The following is an 18,120-nucleotide window of genomic DNA, read 5'->3' as shown; positions in this document are numbered from 1 at the left end:
AACAATATGCAAATGAACGATATTATCATGATCAAAAAAATAATTCCGGTATGTATCGCCTGCCTGATCTTAGGGGGATGCACGGAGGACAGCCTGTTGCCCGGCCCGGGAACAGCTTCATCCCCGGAACCGGTGACCGTGAAGCTCACCCTGGGCATAGACGGTTATAATACCTCGTCCGACGGGAAAACACGTGCGGAAGAAATGCCTCCTGTGCTTAGGATGTCTTCGCCGGATATGGATGTGGAACTTGTGGCGACACCTGCCGTCACAAGGGCAGCTTCGTCTCCTGCCGTGACTATTGCTGAAGATTATGCCGTTTATTCGTACATGGGCTTCCAGTTTGACGGAACACTATCGAGCGGAACACTGGTGGAAAAGAAATATTTTACTTCTCCGGACGGCTCCATCAAGACAGATGAGGTGGAGATTAAATCTACGGGAGGGAAGAAAAACATGATTGTGGTTTTGGCCAACGTCAATGAGAGTGACTTTAGCAGTATAACAGTAGGCAGTTCCACCTATGCGGATTTACAGAAACTCTGTATGACACGGGTGGCGGATAATGATGCTATTTTCCCCAGAAAAAAGCTGACACTGACAAAGGACGGCGCCCCGCTACAGGAAAACGGAAAGGACATGGAAAGAACAGGAATCGTCATGTGCGGCCAGGTTGCCGCTGAAATCTCTGATGGCAAACAGCTATACGTCTCTTTGAAGCGCACCGTGGCAAGAGTGCAATTCAATATAACAACCACTTATGACCATTTTAAAACAGTTCCGCATACGTGGGAGGTAGACTTGATGAACATTCCCACGCAGAGTTATTATAATGTGATTGGAAGAAAAGCCGTTTTCCCTTTAGTGGATTTGACCAGATCCGACTTTTTTTGGTCTGAAAAACTCGCTGAGAAGACAACCGTCGCAGATCCTGTGATTAATACGGCGTCTGTATACATCCCGGTCAATCTCCAGCAGAGCGTACCGACCTCTACGCAGAGTACCCGCCGCGATAACTCACCGAAGGGCGGCACTTACCTTCAGATTATAGGACTGGAGAGTAAGAAGGTCGAGGGTACCGTTGATTTGCATATTATAAAAGATTTCTCTATCTACCAGTTGTTTTTGGGAAAGAACTTCACGACTGATTTCAGCGTGTACCCCAATTACGACCTGACTTACAACATTGTCCTGAAAGGAAATAGCGAGGAAGACACCAATGTAGTCCGGTTGATACCGGGCTATTTCTCGGGAGAACTTACGGCATACGATGCGAATGGTAATCGCTTGTCGTCGGTCACTGACGCGAATGCCGTTAAATGGAAATACCCGAACAAGATCGAGGTTTACTTTTCGGACGGATACTATCCGGCGGGAAGTTCGTCCGCAACGCCGGGAGATAAGGAACTGAAATGGTATGCGGGAACGGCGCCACTCGACAAACAGGGAGCCACTTCGTTGACGGACGGACCTGCGAATACCGCACGATTGCAAGCCGCCGGCGTTCCTTGGGAAGACTATGCGGCTGCCCATACCTGCTACCGCGGACTGAATGGATACGACCAGGGAAAACCGGCCGGTGATATCCTGTGGTATCTTCCTTCTATCGGCGAGTTGATAGGAACCTGGATTTCCTCTTCAAGTACGGCAATCCAGCTGAGCCCCAGTTACTGGTCGTCTACCGCCTGTCCGGATACCGATAAGGCCTTTGTCATCACGAATGAAGGGAAGGTGTACTCCGACGATGTCGGCAATACGCATTATGTCAGAGGTTTCCAGGACCCGGGCAAAGCTCAGCATACGGAACTCGGACAAAGCCCCACATGGAGCAATTAGCGATAAGTAAACGAAATGCAACCTAATAAGAAATGAAGATGATGAGTTTCAATACCTGTTCCATTCTATGGACCGTTTTATTCTGCTTCGGCCTTCCTTCGGGAGTTTTCGGGCAGCATATCCAGAAAGAGACTGTCGGCGGAAAAACGTATGCCGTTATTTATGCGGACAGCCTGGCTGGAGCCGCCCAATGGGGAAGCGGAGTAAAGATGATGCGGGACGGCACTACCATCCGGCATCAGGTTTCCAAAGGAAACGGAGCAAATTTGAGCGTCAATGACAGAATACCGTTTCGCTTTATTGTGGCATCCGAGGATGTGGGGAACAATGATGAGAATTGGATGGTAGCGCAAGGAGTAAATGATGGCGGGCGGGATGATAATCCGTATTTTACCACCACTGCAGATACAGGATGCCGTTTGTATGGTAAGTCCGGCCAACCGGGTGCAGGGCGCACATGGCGTGTTCCCACTCAACGCGAGCTGCAACTGATGTGGATGTTTCGTGAAGCCATCGGGGTGATATATAAGGACAAACCGATGGAAGAAGCCGGCAAGGCGAAAAGATACTGGACTTCCACTGAAAAGGGGACGGACAATGCCTGGTTTTTCGACTTTACTCCGGGGAAACCTCACTGTGATACCCAGGATAGACGTACGGCGACCGGTATGGTGAGATGTGTAAGTGATTATTAACCCAATGACAAAATGTAACATGAGAATTCCGGAATTAGTGTTCGACAAGGAAGGTGAAAACCTGTATCATATCTACCTGTTTTTCATCGAAGATAAGTGGTGGTGCTTCGGCTATTCCGCCCATTACCTGAGTATGATCTATCCGCAGCTGGAGGCTGTCAATGCAAAGAGTGAAGGTCCTGCCGAATCCATACCTTGTGTATATGTACCGGAGCGCTACCTGGTAAATCTTACCGACCGCTATGACACGCTGGTTTCGGACACATGCCTGCAGGTAAGTCCTCCGCCTGCCGTTTATAGTTACCGGAAAGAATATGACAATTGGTGTACACAACTAACTGTCTGTTAATATAAACTCCTTATATTGAAATATCAATGAGACAAATTGTACGATATTGCTTATTGTCCTTTTTCCTGCTGCTTGCAGGCAGTCTGACGACCCATCTGCGGGCGCAGTTCTATTCAGTACAGACCAATACGCTAAAATTGGCCACTACCACCTTCAACGCCGAGGGCAGCATGATGCTGAGTACCCACTGGACGCTGAACCTGGGCTTTTCCTATAATCCGTGGAATTTCAGCGACACGCGGAAGATCAGGCACTTCCTGCTGGAACCGGGCGCACGCTATTGGTTCTGGCAAACTTATGCCGGTAGCTTTATCAGCATGTATGCCATGGGAGCGCGCTACAACGTGGCGTGGGACGGACTGCTGGATGGTAAATATCGTTATCAGGGCTGGGGCTATGGTGCGGGAATGACCTACGGGCGTTCGTGGTTGCTGGGGAAACGCTGGAATATGGAAGTGGAAGCAGGTTTGGGACTGTTGGTAACCCCCTACACGAAATATCGTTGCGAACACTGCGGTGACAAGGTGAAGTCGGGCACTTATTTTCTTCCGACACCCAAGCTGGCATTTAATCTTGTTTATTTATTCTGAGGTTGATCCTTATCGTCAACCCATGGATGTATGAAGAGTACTAAAAGTTTCTATATTCTGTTCCTGATCATGCTTGTCACCGCATGCTCTCCATTCGGCAGGCTCTACAAAGAGCAACCGAGGGTGACGCTTGCATTGCCCGCCGCGCGGAAGAGTCCGCCGAAGCGTCCGGTGGTGGTAAAACATGACTCGGTTATCTCCACCCCGTCTTCGAACTTCGTCTTTGTCACTTCCAGACCGGGTGTGTCCATGGAATGGGACAGTATCCATAAAGAGAACCTGACTACCATGGCATTGGATGAAATTGTGATCTCTGCCAGTACCACCCGCAACACGGCGGAACGCAACGGGCTGATTGACGTTGAATTTGTAGTAACGGTGCCCCGCGCCTTGCAACAGGACAACTGGATGGTGAATGTCCGTCCGGTTCTGATGCGGGGAGATACGCCCGATTCCCTGAAAGAACTGCGCTTCACCGGACAACGGTTTCGCGAGTTGCAGGAGCGTGACTACCGGCGTTATGACCGCTTTCTGGAAAAGATTATCCCGGATTCGGTCAATTTTTACCGGACCTATGTCGACTATCGCTCTTTCGAGCGCTATCTGGAACGCCTGAAATGGTATAAACGAGGCTTGGAGAAACGCTGGGCGATACAGGATGCCAGGAAACGCCGCCCGGACCCGTTGCTGCTGCGCTTTGAGATGTTCAACCGTCAGTCTGCCGAACGGGACAGCCTGTTGAAAGACCGTCTGCTGGAGAACTCGTACCGGATGATCACACGCCAGTGGTGGCAGTATGACCGTGCCTTGGCACGGGTGAACGACACGTTGCAATATCAAAACAAATACCTGCTGGAACGCTTCCGCTTCTTCAACGACAAATGGGCGAATTATGCCCGAAGCCTGGAAGATGATTCCCTCACCTGCGCGGAAAATGCCAAAGCGCGTGCGGAAGCATTGATTGCCCGTAAAAGCTACTTCTATGACCGGGCGTTGAGTGCCGCCGCCTGGCAGGCGGAACGCAGATTCAACCGGATACATGAAATAGGAGCGGAACCCGGTGCGCGGATCTACTCTCCCCGCTTTGATTATTTCAATGAAAAGATGGAACGGCTGGACGCCGGCCTTTACCGGTATTACCGCATCAGGGGCGCGCGTGCCGAAAAGAAGGAAAACCTGAAATTCCTGCGCGCTTTTCTGGCAGGGAATGACACGACACACCTGAACCGTGAGCAACTCACGGAAAAATATATCCGTCGTTATGAGAAAGTAAGGAATTTCCTCCCGATGTTCCATTTTCGCCGTCCGGACTTGGACACCCTGCCTCCTTCGTGGGTAACGGAAACGCAATATCAGGAGAGGCCGGTCCGGCCGGATACGGTACGGACACGTAAGGTCCTGCTGTCGCAGTTCTCGAAAGAAGAAATATACGCATATTATGAATCGCACGGACAGGGAATGCCCGACAGGGGACCCGCCGGATTTTTCCGTGGATTGTCGCCTTTATTGACTTATCACCGCATTCTGCCCGACTCGATGCAGCGACGTACTCCCGGACCTAAGGCATTCAGGAATTTAGAGCGCAGCCGGGTGGACTCGGCAGCTACGGTTGACCGCTACATGCGTCGTTACGAAACCCTGCGGTCAGCTTATCCGCAGTACCGTCTGAAACGTGAATTGTATAATATCAATCCGCCCGCCCTTCGTCATGCCGCCAAGCAGGCAGGCTATGGAGAACGGATAGCGCGCATCAATTCGCTCGATTCTACCGCTCTGGTAAAAATGTTCTATAAAACGCAGAAGATTGCCCGCAATGAGGCTCGCAAAGCGATGAAAGACGAGAAATACCGTGATATTGTCCGTTTCCCGTTCAACCCGGAAGCTAAACTCGACACTGTGATTTATGCTGCCGACCAGGTACGCTTTCTCTATTCGCAGAAAGTGCCCGCGGATGAAAACTCGGCGCGCATGAAGGTTTATGTGGTGGGCAATGTGCTGAACAGCAACGGTAGCGAATACCCGCTTCCCAAATCGGATACGCTGACTTTTCTGGTGAGTTCGATGACGAAGTTCGTTGACAAGACTCCCCGCTTTGTGCGTAAAATCGTCACTCGCGACGCGGAAGCGAATACCAGTGTGAATTTTTATTTTCCCAAAAACCGTTTTAGTCTGGATGAATCCATCGATGTGAACCGGAAGGGAGTGAAACAGGTGCGCGATCTTACCCTGGCGCTGATGACCGATCCGGTGTACATCATAGACAGCCTGACACTCTTTGCCACCTCTTCTCCGGAAGGTAACTGGCGCATCAACGGAGAGATAGCCCGGAAACGTGCTGAATCTATCCGTAACATTCTGGTGCGTGACTTCACGCAACTGTATGATTCCCTGTCTGTCGGTGCCGCCATGGAGATAGACGATGCGGGAAATATCCGGAAACGGGAGGTGAAAGACGAGATCCCGAACCTGCCGCAACTGATAAAAGTGCGTACCATTCCTGAAGGATGGGACAAATTGCGACGCCTGATCATGGAAGATGAGCATTTTGTCGGTAACAGGGGTGCCGTCTTGCGGATAATAGATAAGGAGACGGATCCCGACCGGCGTGAATGGCTGATTAAGAGCCAGTATAAGGCAGAGTATGCCTACATGCTCGACAAGCTCTACCCGTCCGTACGTGCGGTAGACTTCCGCTTTACCCTTTCCCGCCGGGGTATGCAGCAGGATACGGTGTATACCACCGAACCGGATACGGCGTATGCACGGGGAGTGGAGTGTCTGGAGAAACGCAAATATGCGCAGGCACTGGAAATTCTGCGCCCGTACGAAGATGTGAATACGGCCATTGCCTATATGTCACAGGGGTATGACAAAGCCGCTTTGCGGATATTCGGTAATTTGCCTCAGACAGCCGACGTCAAGTACATGCAGGCCATTCTTCAGGCACGTTTGGGGAATGAAGAACAGGCGGTACGGCTATTGCTCAGTGCAGTGGATATGGACGAAAAAATGAAATTCCGCGCGAACCTTGACCCCGAACTGTCTGCACTGGTGAAGAAATACGATCTCTTCAAGGAAGAGGATGATTGGTAATTAGAAAGAGTGAAACAGATGAATCTGGTTTGTCATTGATAATATTAAAAACTAAAAGGATGAATAAGAAAGAATTGATTCAAAAGGTCGCTATTCGTAGCGGCATGTCACAGGCAGATGTGGAAAGGGTCTTAAACCATATCACCGACACCGTCAGAGACAGTTTGCATAATGAAGAGTCCGTAACACTTGTGGGATTTGGAAGTTTCCGGGTACAGGAACGTGCGTCACGCGCGGGGTATAATCCGTCAGCCGGTCAGAAAATGCAGATTCCCGCAAAGAAGATTGTTAAATTCAGACCGGGTAAGGCGCTGGAAATTTAAACATGATTTTATATAATAGTATATGGGCGAAGGCCTTTTTAAATAAGAAGAAGTATTATTTCATGCTTTTCGGATGCTGTTTTACCCGTTACAAATATTTGGAAGCATGGGAGGATATGGAACTTCGTATTCATGAGAGGCAATATCTCGAATGTTTTTTGTTGGCGTTGTTGCCTGCGTTGGTTCTTTCCCTGTGGCTTTCATGGTGGTTCATGTTATTGGCATTTGTTAATTATCATCTGCTTTATTGGATAGAGAGATGGTTCGGGCACCATTCTTCATTTGATTGGGAAGCGTTGGAGCATTGTGGCGATTCGCTTTATTTGAGGAAACGGAAATTTTGTGCCTGGATGAAGTGGTATGGTAAAAAAACGCTGCCGCCTTCCGAATGGGATGACTAAATAATTCTCTTGTTATATGTTAGTTGCTGTGAAGCAACTCATTGCCCCAGAATCCATATCCTTTGCCATTCTTTGATATAAAGGAATGGATTTATGGATTCACTGCCTGTGAAGGTAGACTATTGTTTGTTTTGTTTGTGTGGTGCGCCTCTTTCCCGGTGGGGAAAAGGCGCACTTTTTTTGTTAAATGTATGTTCACAGGAATCGACAAATGCGCAAAGGACCAGAATAGGTTAAGGTAAGTTTGTGCATTGTTTGCCATGTGGGCAGAAGTGATGATGATACCTTTTATATAGGTTGAACTTTGGTCAGATAGCAGTGAAATACAATCTGTATATGGCTGGAGCTTTTGAACAAGTTCTTTCTGTTTGGTGCGATAGGCGTGCTAACAAATGATAATAATTGAACTTCTATTGAAAAATATAGAATAAAAACATCGTTATCTAATTTATTGTGTTACCTTTGTTCCCAGAGTTTGAGTTACGAATCATTATTGTGCAGTTCTTCTTTTTAATATATTATTAGTAAGTAGTCCTCTTCTGTAATTATCCTCCTCACTCCAAATTAGTATTTATTTTAATAAAATTTTTAGATGAACATTTACATTTCAGGTTTAAGCTATGGCACAACTGATGCCGACTTAACAAATTTATTTGCAGAGTTTGGAGAAGTTTCTTCAGCCAAAGTTATTTTTGATAGAGAGACTGGCAGATCCAGAGGATTCGCTTTCGTAGAAATGACGAACGATGGAGAAGGACAAAAGGCAATTGATGAACTGAATGGAGTTGAATACGACCAGAAGGTTATTTCAGTAAGCGTTGCACGCCCTCGTACTGAAAGACCGTCAAACGGTGGAGGCCGTGGTGGTTATAATAACTCTAGAAGATATTAATATCCAGATAAAAGCAGAAGATTCTGTCTTCTGCTTTTATTTAAAAGCTGTTTCCGTTTCATGATTTAACGGAGGAATCTCTACTGAATAGGGAGGACGAAAAATCATTTTACATTTAAGTTCTGCTAATTCTGGCTCTTCTATGCAAAATTAGGAATTTCTAATCCTGTACTTTCCATTCTGAAAATAGATTTATTAGGCTTTTTTGTAATACAATACTCCTGAAATAGTCAGGAGCAAATAGTTTAATAAATTATCCAATAAGGTAAATCGTTAGTGGCAGGCTAGTATTGAGTACTTGGATAAAGTATACTCACTTCTGTCTATCTGTTTTGCCCATACAAAATAAAACATATGAAATCGTTCTTTATAGGAAATATTGAAATTAAAACACCTGTTATACAAGGTGGAATGGGAGTAGGAATCTCACTGTCCGGTTTGGCATCTGCAGTAGCAAATGAAGGCGGAGTAGGGGTTATATCATGTGCGGGTTTAGGATTGTTATACCCCAAAGGAAAGGGCACCTATCCGGAGAAATGTATAAGCGGACTGAGAGAGGAAATTCGCAAGGCACGTACAAAGACAAAAGGTATAATCGGAGTAAACGTCATGGTTGCCTTATCTAATTATGCCGATATGGTGCGTACTGCGATTGAGGAAGAGATTGACGTGGTATTTTCAGGTGCGGGACTTCCGCTCGATTTGCCATCATACCTGCCCTCGGGAAGTGTTACAAAGTTAGTTCCTATCGTATCTTCTTCAAGAGCAGCGAAAATTATTTGTGACAAGTGGCAAAAGAACTATAACTATCTGCCCGATGCAATCGTGGTAGAAGGACCTAAAGCCGGTGGGCATTTAGGATTTAAAAAGGAACAAATACAGGATCAGCATTATGCTTTGGAAGCATTGATTCCGGAAGTGGTAATGATTGCATCCAGCTATAAAGAACAGAAACAAATTCCGGTGATTGCAGCCGGAGGGATTTCAACAGGTGAGGATATAGCGCATTTTATGGAACTGGGAGCTTCAGGTGTGCAGATGGGAAGCATTTTTGTAACTACTCTTGAATGTGATGCTTCAGAGACATTTAAAGAAGTATATATTCATTCCAAATCTGAAGATGTTCTTATTATTGAAAGTCCTGTCGGGATGCCGGGACGGGCTATTGATGGAGAATTTATTCACAATGTGAATAATGGTTTGGAGAGACCTAAGAACTGTTCGTTCCATTGTATCAAGACCTGTGACTACACAAAAAGTCCCTACTGCATTATCAAGGCTTTATATAATGCAGCTAGAGGAAATATGAAAAAAGGATATGCATTTGCCGGTAGCAATGCCTTTCTCGCAGAAAAGATTAGTAGCGTAAAAGAAGTAATGGCTACATTGGAACGCGAGTTTTTCTTGGCAACCCATAAACTGGCTTAATTAGGAGGACTTTGCATTTCCATTCCGGATTTGTTTGCGTCTTTCAATCTATAAAAACAAAATCGCTGTTTCAATACAGTATAAATAACAATTATGACATTTAAAGAATTAAATATAACCGAACCGATTTTAAAAGCTATTGAAGAAAAAGGATATGCCGTACCCACTCCTATACAAGAGAAAGCAATTCCGCCTGCATTAGCAAAAAGGGATATACTGGGCTGTGCGCAGACGGGAACCGGGAAGACTGCTTCATTTGCAATCCCTATTATCCAGCATTTGCAGATGAATAAAGAGCTGACGAAACGTCAGGGAATTAAAGCTTTGATCTTGACACCTACCCGTGAACTTGCATTGCAGATCAGTGAATGTATTAACGACTATGCCAAATATACCCGGGTACGTCACGGAGTTATCTTCGGAGGAGTGAATCAGCGCCCGCAAGTGGATATGTTACACAAAGGAATTGATATTCTCGTTGCTACCCCCGGACGTTTACTCGACTTGATGAATCAGGGGCATGTACATTTAGATAGTATCCGGCATTTCGTTCTTGATGAAGCAGACCGTATGCTTGATATGGGATTTATTCACGATATCAAACGGATATTACCAAAACTTCCGAAAGAAAAGCAGACTTTGTTTTTCTCGGCTACAATGCCTGATACGATTATTTCTCTAACTAACTCTCTGTTGAAGAATCCTGTGCGAATCAGTATAACTCCGAAATCATCGACTGTGGATTCTATTGAGCAGATGGTCTATTTTGTAGAGAAAAAGGAGAAGAGCCAGTTGTTGATTTCGATTTTACAGAAGTCGGAAGATCAATCGGTACTGGTATTCTCACGTACGAAGCATAATGCGGATAAGATCGTCAAAATATTGGGCAAGGCAGGGATTGGCAGTCAGGCTATTCATGGAAATAAAAGTCAGGCGGCACGACAGTCGGCATTGGGCAATTTTAAGTCCGGGAAAACACGTGTGATGATCGCTACTGATATTGCTGCCAGAGGTATTGATATCAATGAGCTACCTTTGGTGATTAACTATGATCTTCCCGATGTACCGGAAACGTATGTCCATCGTATCGGACGTACCGGAAGAGCTGGAAACACTGGGACGGCACTTACATTCTGTTCGCAGGAAGAGCGTAAGCTGATTAATGATATTCAGAAATTGACAGGAAAAAAACTGAATAAAGCTGATTATGTAATCTAGAGATCGGTTTTATTGCATTATTCATTCATATCTAGTATAAATAAAAAATAAGTTCTATGGCAAAATCCATGACAGTTGGTAAACGTGAAAATGAAAAGAAGAGACTCGCTAAGCGGGAAGAGAAACAAAAAAGAAAAGAAGACAGGAAGTCATCTAACAGGGGCAGTAGCCTTGATGATATGATTGCTTATGTAGACGAGAACGGGATGATTACTTCAACTCCCCCGGCAAATAATACAAAGAGAGAAGAAATTAATGCCGAGGAAATCATTATTGCCACTCCTAAAAAGGGAAAAGAGGAACCGGTTATTTTAAGAGGAAGAGTCGAATTCTTTAATACATCAAAAGGATATGGCTTTATTAAAGATCTTTCTGGTGTTGAGAAGTATTTTTTTCATGTGAACAATGTGGTTACCGCAATTTCGGAGAATGACATTGTGACGTTTGATCTGGAACGTGGACAAAAAGGGATGAATGCAATTAATATTTGTCTGGAAAATAAACTGAAACCGGAAGATACGGTTAAAGCCGATCCTGTATAAAAACATGGATTTATATTCTGCTTGTGTAATCGTGTATAAACAAAGATATTTAATTGATATATGAAAAAAGGTAATGTAATGCGTGAGTTTGTTTCTTCCAGCCAAGTGATGGAGAATGCAATCAAAGAGTATAAAAAAAGTGTAGGTAAGGTAGTATTGGTTGCCATTACTCCACGAACTACCATTGAACTTCCTGCGCATTTAACCCAGGCAGAAATAGACGCTCGAGTAGAGGTTTATAAAAAACTACATAGTTCAAAAGTGTAGCTGCTTGTACTACGGAAGTAGGTGCAAAATGGACAAGACAAAAATCCCTTGAATTTTTAAAGTTCAAGGGATTTTTGTTATTGGTCTATTGGCGTGTCTTGAATTGACGGGGAGCCATGTCCCCTATGCTGTTCAATGATTCTCACAATATTGTTCCATTGGTATTGACTTAGATATTCCATTTCTATAACTTACTTGTTTTCTTCCTTTTCTTATGGATTGAATATGTTAAAACTTCTGCAATTTGAGATACATTTGCTTGCAGAAGTGTTTTAACCCCGTATTCATCAAAAGACAGTTGTATGTATATTCAGAAGATTCTATTAGTAGTGACGGGAACCGGGACTTATGCGAATAGTGGCCTGGCAACCGGATTATGGCTTAGTGAGTTTACTCACATCTATCATTGTGCCGGAGAAAGAGGATATGAAATGACGATAGCCAGTCCCGAAGGAGGAAATACGCCTGTTGATCCTGAGAGTTTAAAAACAGTCGTTCTGGATAAGATATCCAGGGAGTATTGGGAGAATCCTGAGTTCAGAGAAATGCTGCGTCATGCCAAAAAACTGGATGATGTTCGGGAGCAGCTATTCGATTGTATTTATTTGGCTGGCGGACACGGAACCATGTACGACTTTCCGGATAATGCCGTTTTGCAGGCAATCATTACGGAACATGATGAAAACAACAAGATAGTGGCTGCAATCTGTCATGGAGTAAGCGGACTGTTGAATGTCAAATCATCCAATGGTGAATATCTGATTAAAGGCAAAGAAATAACAGGGTTCAGTTGGCTGGAAGAAAGCCTTGCCAATCGGAAGAAAGAAGTTCCTTTCAATCTTGAAGCATCACTCAAAGCGAGAGGGGCCAACTATCAAAAGGCATTGATACCTATGACCTCAAAAGTAATTGTTGACAATAATCTGGTGACGGGACAAAATCCGTTTAGCTCTAAAGAAATGGCGGAGGTTGTGCTGCAACAGTTGCATGAGAGGGAGATGACAGACCTGTGAAAGAATGAGATATCTATAAAATATAAACTAATGATTAAGCCTATGAATTTAGATGAAGTACTCCAGTATCGCCGCTCTGTGCGTGTGTATGATAAAATGAAACCGATAGATACGGAGAAGGTGAAACATTGTCTGGAACTGGCAACACTGGCTCCCAACAGTTCGAATATGCAGTTGTGGGAATTCTATCACATCACACAGCCTGAACTGTTGGCGAAAGTTTCGAGAGCCTGCCTCGACCAGAAATCGACAGCCACTGCACCGGAAGTGGTGGTTTTCGTGGTCCGCCGGGATGTCTACAGGAAGCGTGCGCGGTTTGTACTTGACTTTGAACGGGATAACATTCATCGCAACAGCCCGAAAGAACGTCAGGCAAAACGAATCAAAGACCGTGAATTGTATTACGGAATATTAATGCCATTTGTGTATGCCCGCTTCTTGGGGCTTCTGGGGCTGTTCAGGAAGCTGTTGGCTAATATTATCAGCATTTTCCGTCCGATGATGCTCGAAGTGTCCGAGAATGATATGCGTGTGGTTGCCCATAAGTCCTGTGCGCTTGCTGCCCAGACATTTATGATTGCGATGGCGAACGAAGGGTATGATACTTGTCCATTGGAGGGGCTGGACAGCCGTCGGCTAAAAAGAGTGCTGAAGCTACCGCATGGTGCCGAAATAAATATGGTTATCCCCTGCGGAATACGGGATGGGAATAAAGGTATTTGGGGTGAACGGTGCAGAGTGCCGTTTGATGAAGTTTATCGAAAGATTTCTTCTTCTTGATTTTCGAAGTGCTGACGACCTGTACTTACCTGCAAATAAGCAATTATCATAATTGAAATGATTTCACTAGTGTCCCAATTTTAATGGGACACTAGTGTCTTGTCTCATATTCTGACAGATTATAATGGTCAATGCTTATATTATATAAGAACGACTACACTGACTGGATTCCTGTATTACCCTTAGTTCGGACTATATGTTTGATACTCCTCCGAACAGTACTCCACTTCGGGAATATCGCAAATGGTCGTACAGGTCCATAGCTGGCGAGTATAATCAAGAGCGATACTAATGCCGTGATAAGCAGCCAACCGTAGATTTCTTTCATAGAGACAACGAGAGCCTGCGTCTGCACCATTCCATAAAGTTGACCGATAGGCACATGGTCTATGGCAGGATTGAAATCTACGATATTTGAACTGAGTAGTGAAGCGTTTTTAGCCATTGTATGTCTTAGGAATTCCCCAATGAGTGCCGGCCCGAGTGTCGCTCCCATAACCGCTCCTGTGAATCCGTTGATGGTAAGGGCCTGTGGAAATACCTGAAATGGAAGTCCGCTCTGTACAATTGAGGTAAGGAAAACAATGGAGATTATCACGGATGCGGCACCACGAAAAAACAGCGGAATGAAAAGCATCTCTTTCTCAATGCCATAATCTATGAAGAAATAGAAACAGGCAAGGTAACAGGCAGCAAGGACAAATGCTATTGCCGCCATGGTCTTGTACCTCCATTTACGTAGTGCGAAGGTGAAATATGTGAACGCACACCCGGCGATGATTCCAGCGAAAACATACCAGTTCAAGTCGATCAGATTGGTTTCATCAAATCCGAGTATATTTGCTGCATAACTGTGTTCAAACACATGTTCAGTGGCAATCAGGGTGAAGAAAACGAGGTAGATGCCCGTTGCTCGTATCACGTTGTGGTTTCTCATCGCCCTGAATGATATGTAGGGATGGTGAAGGAATGTGGCTCTCCACAGGTTTATGCCGAGACAGGCAAGCCCGATAACTGTTGCACCTCTTATCTCCGTGGCATCCCACCAGTCATAGAAATTGCCATAGACGCAGATGAAAGTAAAACAAAGCATGAATCCCGCCCATAAGATTGCGCCTATCCAGTCGATACCGAGCAAAGGAATGAACATTGGCCCGCGTACAGGCTTCACTAATATCATAACCAGCAGTACCATTAGGGCGAGCAGTCCGGTCATAATCCAGTGCATATATTCCCATTGCGAGAAGAATATAATATAGACGGTGGTGATACCGTTCAATTGTATTACGCTGTCAACTATTATATAGACGTAGCAAAAGAATATCGCCATGTCACGTACAGGAGTCAGCCATAACTGTATTGTGGAGTTACAGGCAAGTGTGGCCTGCATCCTGAACCATCCCGCCACGAAACAAGTGCCGACAAGCAACGGTACACTTGTTGTGTGGGCACATATAATATTGGCAACTATCAGGACTATACCTGAAGTAACCAACTGGGTTCGGGTAGAGAAACGGAACTTGATGCGGAACATGACGGCAAAATTGATGGCCAACCCTATCAGTGAGGCATAGCCTGCCATGAGAATATCCTCTTGCATAAGTGCCGTACTACCTACCATGTCAGATGCGGCGGCAAGATAAACTCCGCTTGAGAACTGGATTATCAGTACAAAAAGAATAAACAGATACGGCTTTAGCTGTCGTGGAATGAAATTGGGAACATCCGGAATGTCGAATGGTCCCTGTGGAACGTGCCAGTCTGCCATATCAATACTTTACGTAACATTCCACATTCATACCAGTACGGAGCCGTTCCATATCTTCCGGCTTGTTGTCTTCCGTAAATTCAATCCTTACGGGTATTCGCTGACGCACCTTTACGAAATTTCCGGCTGAATTGTCCTGCGGGATCAGTGAAAGTGAAGCACCGGTAGCTGTGGAGATTGACCGGATATTTCCGTTGAAAAGAACTCCCGGGATAGCATCCACCCTTATTTCCACCTTACTTCCGGGAACTATGTGGTGGAGTTGAGTTTCCTTATAGTTGGCGGCAACCCACACGTCGCCTGATTCAATAATATCAAGCAGTGTTTGGCCCGGTTGTACGAGTTGACCGACCTGTATCTCCTTACGTGAAGTGTAGCCGTTGCACGGGGCGGTAATTATAGTGTAGCTGAGATTAAGTTCTGCAGTTTCAAGGAGAGCTTTGGCAAGTTCAATTCCTGCTTCTGACTGCGATATGCGTTGACGGTTGACATCGACGACCGATGAGGTTGCCGAACGTTGCCTCACAAGCATTTCGTATCGGGCTTTTTTTACCCCATAGTCCGTCTTGGCACCATCATACTGCTGGCGGGTGACGGCATCCTGTGCCAATAGTTTTTCGTATCGGGCCAAATCTGTAGCTGCATTATCCATCAGCACTTTGGCTTCAGTGATAGATGCCTCATTGACGGCTACATTTGCCGAAGCTGATACAACTGTCCGGTCAGCGACACCGCGTCCGGCGAGGGCATTCTGGTAATCTGCGTTTGCACGGGCTACATTAAGGCGCATATCGGCATCGTCAATTATCACAAGTGTGTCCCCTTTCTTAACCTTCTCGTATTCTTTGAAACGGATTTCTTTGATGTAACCTTGTACGCGGCTATTGAGGGGCACTATCTGCCGACGCACCTGCGCATTGTCGGTAAATTCTACATTGCCAAGGTGAATGAACTTGCTGCCGACCCACAATGCTGCGACAGCGATTACTGCGATGGTGATGATATAAGAAAGTATCTTTTTGCTACGGTGTTTCATATTTTTCCGGTGGTGAATAAAAGTTTATAATAATAGTAGATGATGTTTATACGAGCGTTAACCAGCTGCTTCTCCGCATCGAGTTTTGCATTGGCCGCGTCGAGCATATCGGTAATCAATGCCATATCTGCCGAGTATCGCGTAGAAATCGTGCGGTAATTTCGTTCGGCAAGCTCTGCGCTTTTCCGTTGGTTCTGTAGCTCTTCATAGGCCTCTAAATAGTGTATATGGTCGGCTCTTACAGCAAGCGAGACACTTTCACGTGTGGCGGCAAGTTCTTCTATTGTCCTTTGTGTGGCAGCACGGCTCTTTGCCAAAGACTTGTTGCTTTTATATAGTGAGGAAATGTTGTAGCTGACCCCGACCCCGATATACCAATAGCTTAAGTTGCGATTGATTGGCGGTACTTCTACAAGAATGGGACCGTCAATGCTCCAACCTGCCTGAAGCCCTATCTTGGGCAGACGCTCGGAACGGATGATATTTTCCGCTTTGCGACTTATGTCAACACCGGAACGTGCGAGGCTTAATGACGGAGAGTTCAACATAGCCTCCTGCTGCCACCATTGTTCTCCATTCATCGGTAAAGAACGAGTCAGAATGGTGGAATCCGGTACAACGACAGTTCCCTCGGGCAATCCTGCCGTTGTTACAAGATTGACATTAAGGATGTCGAGAGTATTGTTTATCTTGACAAGCTGTAACTCAAGATTCGATACCAAGAGTTCATAGCGTGTGATGTCATTTTGAAGAGCTGTCCCCTGCTCATAGCGTGCCTGCATTTCTTTCAATACCTTTTCGGCTGCGGATATATTGCTTTCCATAACCCGGCGCAGATTAGTATATTTATAGATGTCAAGATAGAATCCTGTAAGTTGGAAGCGGATATTGTCTCGCTGAAAGTCGGTAGCATACCGTGTGGCTGTTGATTTCAGCCCGGCAAGTTCTATGGCATTTGCCACGGCTCCGCCTGTATAAACCGGCTGGGTGACATTCAATGACAGTCCATTTCCCAGATGTGGTATGGGAGCTTTCTGATAGTCGCTGAAATTGCGTTTGGTTGTAAAACCATCGCCTATATAACTGATCGAAAGCGATGCTTTGACATCTGGTAGGCGACCTGCACGCGCAACGCTTATTGCATGCCCGGCTTCGGTCTGTGCAGAAAATGAAGGGCGGAGTTGTGCACTGTTGGCTTCAGCGGTCTCGAAAATTTTTTCCAAAGTTATTACCGACTGGGCATAAGAGCACACCCCACCGCTCAACAAGGTCACGGAAAGCAACCCTGTGAGCAATCGAAGATTGTTCATGAAGAATTTGTTTTTTATGATATAAATTGATTATTTTGTCAGTCATGGTGTATGACCGAACCTAACTCGCAGATTTACGAGCCATAAACTGAAGCTGTGCTTTTCCAGTTTTCCAAATATCCCCAGTTTCTTACAGGGATATCAATAGTTGTGATACATTTATTCTTTATAATCATACAAGTGCAACTTTTTGTGAATTGCGTTGCAAAATTACAAAAATATGTTGATTTTATGATTATATTGGACTATTATTTTATGTACAAATGGTGGTAATGCAAAATGTAAGACTGGGCACTCATTTGGACTCCCGAAAAGAAAAAGCCTTGTAAGTCGTTGTCTTACAAGGCTTTTTGGCTTTCGTTTGTGGTGCCACCAGGAATCGAACCGGGGACACAAGGATTTTCAGTCCTTTGCTCTACCAACTGAGCTATGGCACCATAATATTAACCTGATTCAGTTAAATCTCTTTTGCGGTTGCAAAGGTAGTGAAACTTTTGGATTCTGCAAGTCTTCTGGAAATAAAAAACACTGATAAAAAGTTAGTCAGCTAATTATCAGTGTTGTATAAGATGAAAATAT

Annotated in this window: 17 protein-coding genes, 1 tRNA gene and 1 pseudogene; 14 read left to right on the top strand and 5 right to left on the bottom strand. The window is 45.2% G+C overall.

Annotated features, from left to right (window positions below):
• The first annotated feature begins 12 nt into the window (after window positions 1-12).
• From AB3G73_RS13495 to AB3G73_RS13465, 7 genes are read left to right on the top strand one after another with little or no spacing between them, the layout of a single operon-like run.
• Entirely contained in the window at window positions 13-1,836 is a 1,824-nt protein-coding gene (locus tag AB3G73_RS13495) for a DUF4906 domain-containing protein (protein WP_367745114.1), read from the top strand.
• Window positions 1,837-1,874: 38 nt separating this feature from the next.
• A complete protein-coding gene (locus tag AB3G73_RS13490) occupies window positions 1,875-2,531 on the top strand; it encodes a DUF1566 domain-containing protein (protein ID WP_320982680.1) in 657 nt (218 codons plus the stop codon).
• A gap of 19 nt (window positions 2,532-2,550) precedes the next feature.
• Entirely contained in the window at window positions 2,551-2,880 is a 330-nt protein-coding gene (locus AB3G73_RS13485; RefSeq protein WP_320982681.1) for a hypothetical protein, read from the top strand.
• Between the two features lie 26 nt (window positions 2,881-2,906).
• Window positions 2,907-3,470, top strand: coding sequence for a DUF3575 domain-containing protein (locus AB3G73_RS13480; protein ID WP_320982682.1), 564 nt, complete (start codon window positions 2,907-2,909; stop codon window positions 3,468-3,470).
• A 30-nt stretch (window positions 3,471-3,500) separates the two neighbouring features.
• Window positions 3,501-6,563 (top strand): hypothetical protein, encoded by a 3,063-nt coding sequence (locus tag AB3G73_RS13475; protein ID WP_367745113.1) that lies wholly within the window; start codon window positions 3,501-3,503, stop codon window positions 6,561-6,563.
• Window positions 6,557-6,886, top strand: coding sequence for an HU family DNA-binding protein (locus AB3G73_RS13470; RefSeq protein WP_309569287.1), 330 nt, complete (start codon window positions 6,557-6,559; stop codon window positions 6,884-6,886). Before AB3G73_RS13475 ends, AB3G73_RS13470 begins: the two co-directional genes overlap by 7 nt.
• 2 nt (window positions 6,887-6,888) lie before the next feature.
• The gene (locus tag AB3G73_RS13465) at window positions 6,889-7,287 is read left to right on the top strand and encodes a hypothetical protein (protein WP_148367127.1); all 399 of its coding nucleotides are present in this window, start codon (window positions 6,889-6,891) and stop codon (window positions 7,285-7,287) included.
• Between the two features lie 195 nt (window positions 7,288-7,482).
• On the opposite strand, the pseudogene AB3G73_RS13460 reads toward AB3G73_RS13465, so the two are convergent.
• Window positions 7,483-7,696: pseudogene (locus AB3G73_RS13460) on the bottom strand (helicase); the annotation flags it as partial.
• 183 nt (window positions 7,697-7,879) lie between these two features.
• Here AB3G73_RS13460 and AB3G73_RS13455 point away from each other — a divergent pair.
• The 7 genes from AB3G73_RS13455 to AB3G73_RS13425 all read left to right on the top strand — a co-directional run bounded on the left by AB3G73_RS13455 (window position 7,880) and on the right by AB3G73_RS13425 (window position 13,427).
• Window positions 7,880-8,179, top strand: a complete 300-nt coding sequence (locus AB3G73_RS13455) for an RNA-binding protein (protein WP_004315028.1) — start codon at window positions 7,880-7,882, stop codon at window positions 8,177-8,179.
• A gap of 354 nt (window positions 8,180-8,533) precedes the next feature.
• A complete protein-coding gene (locus AB3G73_RS13450) occupies window positions 8,534-9,607 on the top strand; it encodes a nitronate monooxygenase family protein (protein ID WP_148367128.1) in 1,074 nt (357 codons plus the stop codon).
• Between the two features lie 93 nt (window positions 9,608-9,700).
• Window positions 9,701-10,825, top strand: coding sequence for a DEAD/DEAH box helicase (locus AB3G73_RS13445; RefSeq protein WP_148367129.1), 1,125 nt, complete (start codon window positions 9,701-9,703; stop codon window positions 10,823-10,825).
• Window positions 10,826-10,881: 56 nt separating this feature from the next.
• Window positions 10,882-11,367 carry a cold-shock protein gene (locus AB3G73_RS13440; RefSeq protein WP_148367130.1) on the top strand — a complete coding sequence of 162 codons (486 nt, stop codon included), beginning with the start codon at window positions 10,882-10,884 and terminating at the stop codon, window positions 11,365-11,367.
• 60 nt (window positions 11,368-11,427) lie between these two features.
• Complete coding sequence (locus AB3G73_RS13435) at window positions 11,428-11,634, top strand: hypothetical protein (protein WP_148367131.1); 207 nt, start codon at window positions 11,428-11,430, stop codon at window positions 11,632-11,634.
• Window positions 11,635-11,936: 302 nt separating this feature from the next.
• Window positions 11,937-12,647: a type 1 glutamine amidotransferase domain-containing protein gene (locus tag AB3G73_RS13430; RefSeq protein ID WP_367745112.1), complete on the top strand. Its 711-nt coding sequence runs from the start codon at window positions 11,937-11,939 to the stop codon at window positions 12,645-12,647.
• A gap of 42 nt (window positions 12,648-12,689) precedes the next feature.
• Window positions 12,690-13,427, top strand: a complete 738-nt coding sequence (locus AB3G73_RS13425) for a nitroreductase family protein (RefSeq protein ID WP_164727235.1) — start codon at window positions 12,690-12,692, stop codon at window positions 13,425-13,427.
• A 154-nt stretch (window positions 13,428-13,581) separates the two neighbouring features.
• Here the strand turns inward: AB3G73_RS13425 and AB3G73_RS13420 are convergent, their stop codons facing one another.
• The 4 genes from AB3G73_RS13420 to AB3G73_RS13405 all read right to left on the bottom strand — a co-directional run bounded on the left by AB3G73_RS13420 (window position 13,582) and on the right by AB3G73_RS13405 (window position 17,978).
• On the bottom strand, window positions 13,582-15,195 hold the full coding sequence (locus AB3G73_RS13420; RefSeq protein WP_195650403.1) for a hypothetical protein: 1,614 nt from the start codon (window positions 15,193-15,195) through the stop codon (window positions 13,582-13,584).
• A gap of 1 nt (window position 15,196) precedes the next feature.
• On the bottom strand, window positions 15,197-16,231 hold the full coding sequence (locus AB3G73_RS13415) for an HlyD family secretion protein (protein WP_148367136.1): 1,035 nt from the start codon (window positions 16,229-16,231) through the stop codon (window positions 15,197-15,199).
• Window positions 16,228-17,541, bottom strand: a complete 1,314-nt coding sequence (locus tag AB3G73_RS13410) for a TolC family protein (RefSeq protein ID WP_148367137.1) — start codon at window positions 17,539-17,541, stop codon at window positions 16,228-16,230. The genes AB3G73_RS13415 and AB3G73_RS13410 overlap by 4 nt, the downstream gene beginning before the upstream one ends.
• A 364-nt stretch (window positions 17,542-17,905) precedes the next feature.
• Window positions 17,906-17,978, bottom strand: a tRNA-Phe gene (locus AB3G73_RS13405).
• Window positions 17,979-18,120: the final 142 nt, after the last annotated feature.

The organism is Bacteroides sp. L008, from assembly GCF_040812255.1.
Classification (GTDB): domain Bacteria; phylum Bacteroidota; class Bacteroidia; order Bacteroidales; family Bacteroidaceae; genus Bacteroides; species Bacteroides vicugnae.
Note: the sequence above shows the minus strand (reverse complement) of the source record. Positions and strands in the feature narration are given on the sequence as shown.

Bases quoted from the DNA above. Each gene is read 5' to 3' on its own strand.
- AB3G73_RS13495 (WP_367745114.1), top strand. From the start codon at position 13: ATGAACGATATTATCATGATCAAAAAAATAATTCCGGTATGTATCGCC.
- AB3G73_RS13490 (WP_320982680.1), top strand. From the start codon at position 1,875: ATGATGAGTTTCAATACCTGTTCCATTCTATGGACCGTTTTATTCTGC.
- AB3G73_RS13485 (WP_320982681.1), top strand. From the start codon at position 2,551: ATGAGAATTCCGGAATTAGTGTTCGACAAGGAAGGTGAAAACCTGTAT.
- AB3G73_RS13480 (WP_320982682.1), top strand. From the start codon at position 2,907: ATGAGACAAATTGTACGATATTGCTTATTGTCCTTTTTCCTGCTGCTT.
- AB3G73_RS13475 (WP_367745113.1), top strand. From the start codon at position 3,501: ATGAAGAGTACTAAAAGTTTCTATATTCTGTTCCTGATCATGCTTGTC.
- AB3G73_RS13465 (WP_148367127.1), top strand. From the start codon at position 6,889: ATGATTTTATATAATAGTATATGGGCGAAGGCCTTTTTAAATAAGAAG.
- AB3G73_RS13455 (WP_004315028.1), top strand. From the start codon at position 7,880: ATGAACATTTACATTTCAGGTTTAAGCTATGGCACAACTGATGCCGAC.
- AB3G73_RS13450 (WP_148367128.1), top strand. From the start codon at position 8,534: ATGAAATCGTTCTTTATAGGAAATATTGAAATTAAAACACCTGTTATA.
- AB3G73_RS13445 (WP_148367129.1), top strand. From the start codon at position 9,701: ATGACATTTAAAGAATTAAATATAACCGAACCGATTTTAAAAGCTATT.
- AB3G73_RS13440 (WP_148367130.1), top strand. From the start codon at position 10,882: ATGGCAAAATCCATGACAGTTGGTAAACGTGAAAATGAAAAGAAGAGA.
- AB3G73_RS13435 (WP_148367131.1), top strand. From the start codon at position 11,428: ATGAAAAAAGGTAATGTAATGCGTGAGTTTGTTTCTTCCAGCCAAGTG.
- AB3G73_RS13430 (WP_367745112.1), top strand. From the start codon at position 11,937: ATGTATATTCAGAAGATTCTATTAGTAGTGACGGGAACCGGGACTTAT.
- AB3G73_RS13425 (WP_164727235.1), top strand. From the start codon at position 12,690: ATGAATTTAGATGAAGTACTCCAGTATCGCCGCTCTGTGCGTGTGTAT.
- AB3G73_RS13420 (WP_195650403.1), bottom strand. From the start codon at position 15,195: ATGGCAGACTGGCACGTTCCACAGGGACCATTCGACATTCCGGATGTT.
- AB3G73_RS13415 (WP_148367136.1), bottom strand. From the start codon at position 16,231: ATGAAACACCGTAGCAAAAAGATACTTTCTTATATCATCACCATCGCA.
- AB3G73_RS13410 (WP_148367137.1), bottom strand. From the start codon at position 17,541: ATGAACAATCTTCGATTGCTCACAGGGTTGCTTTCCGTGACCTTGTTG.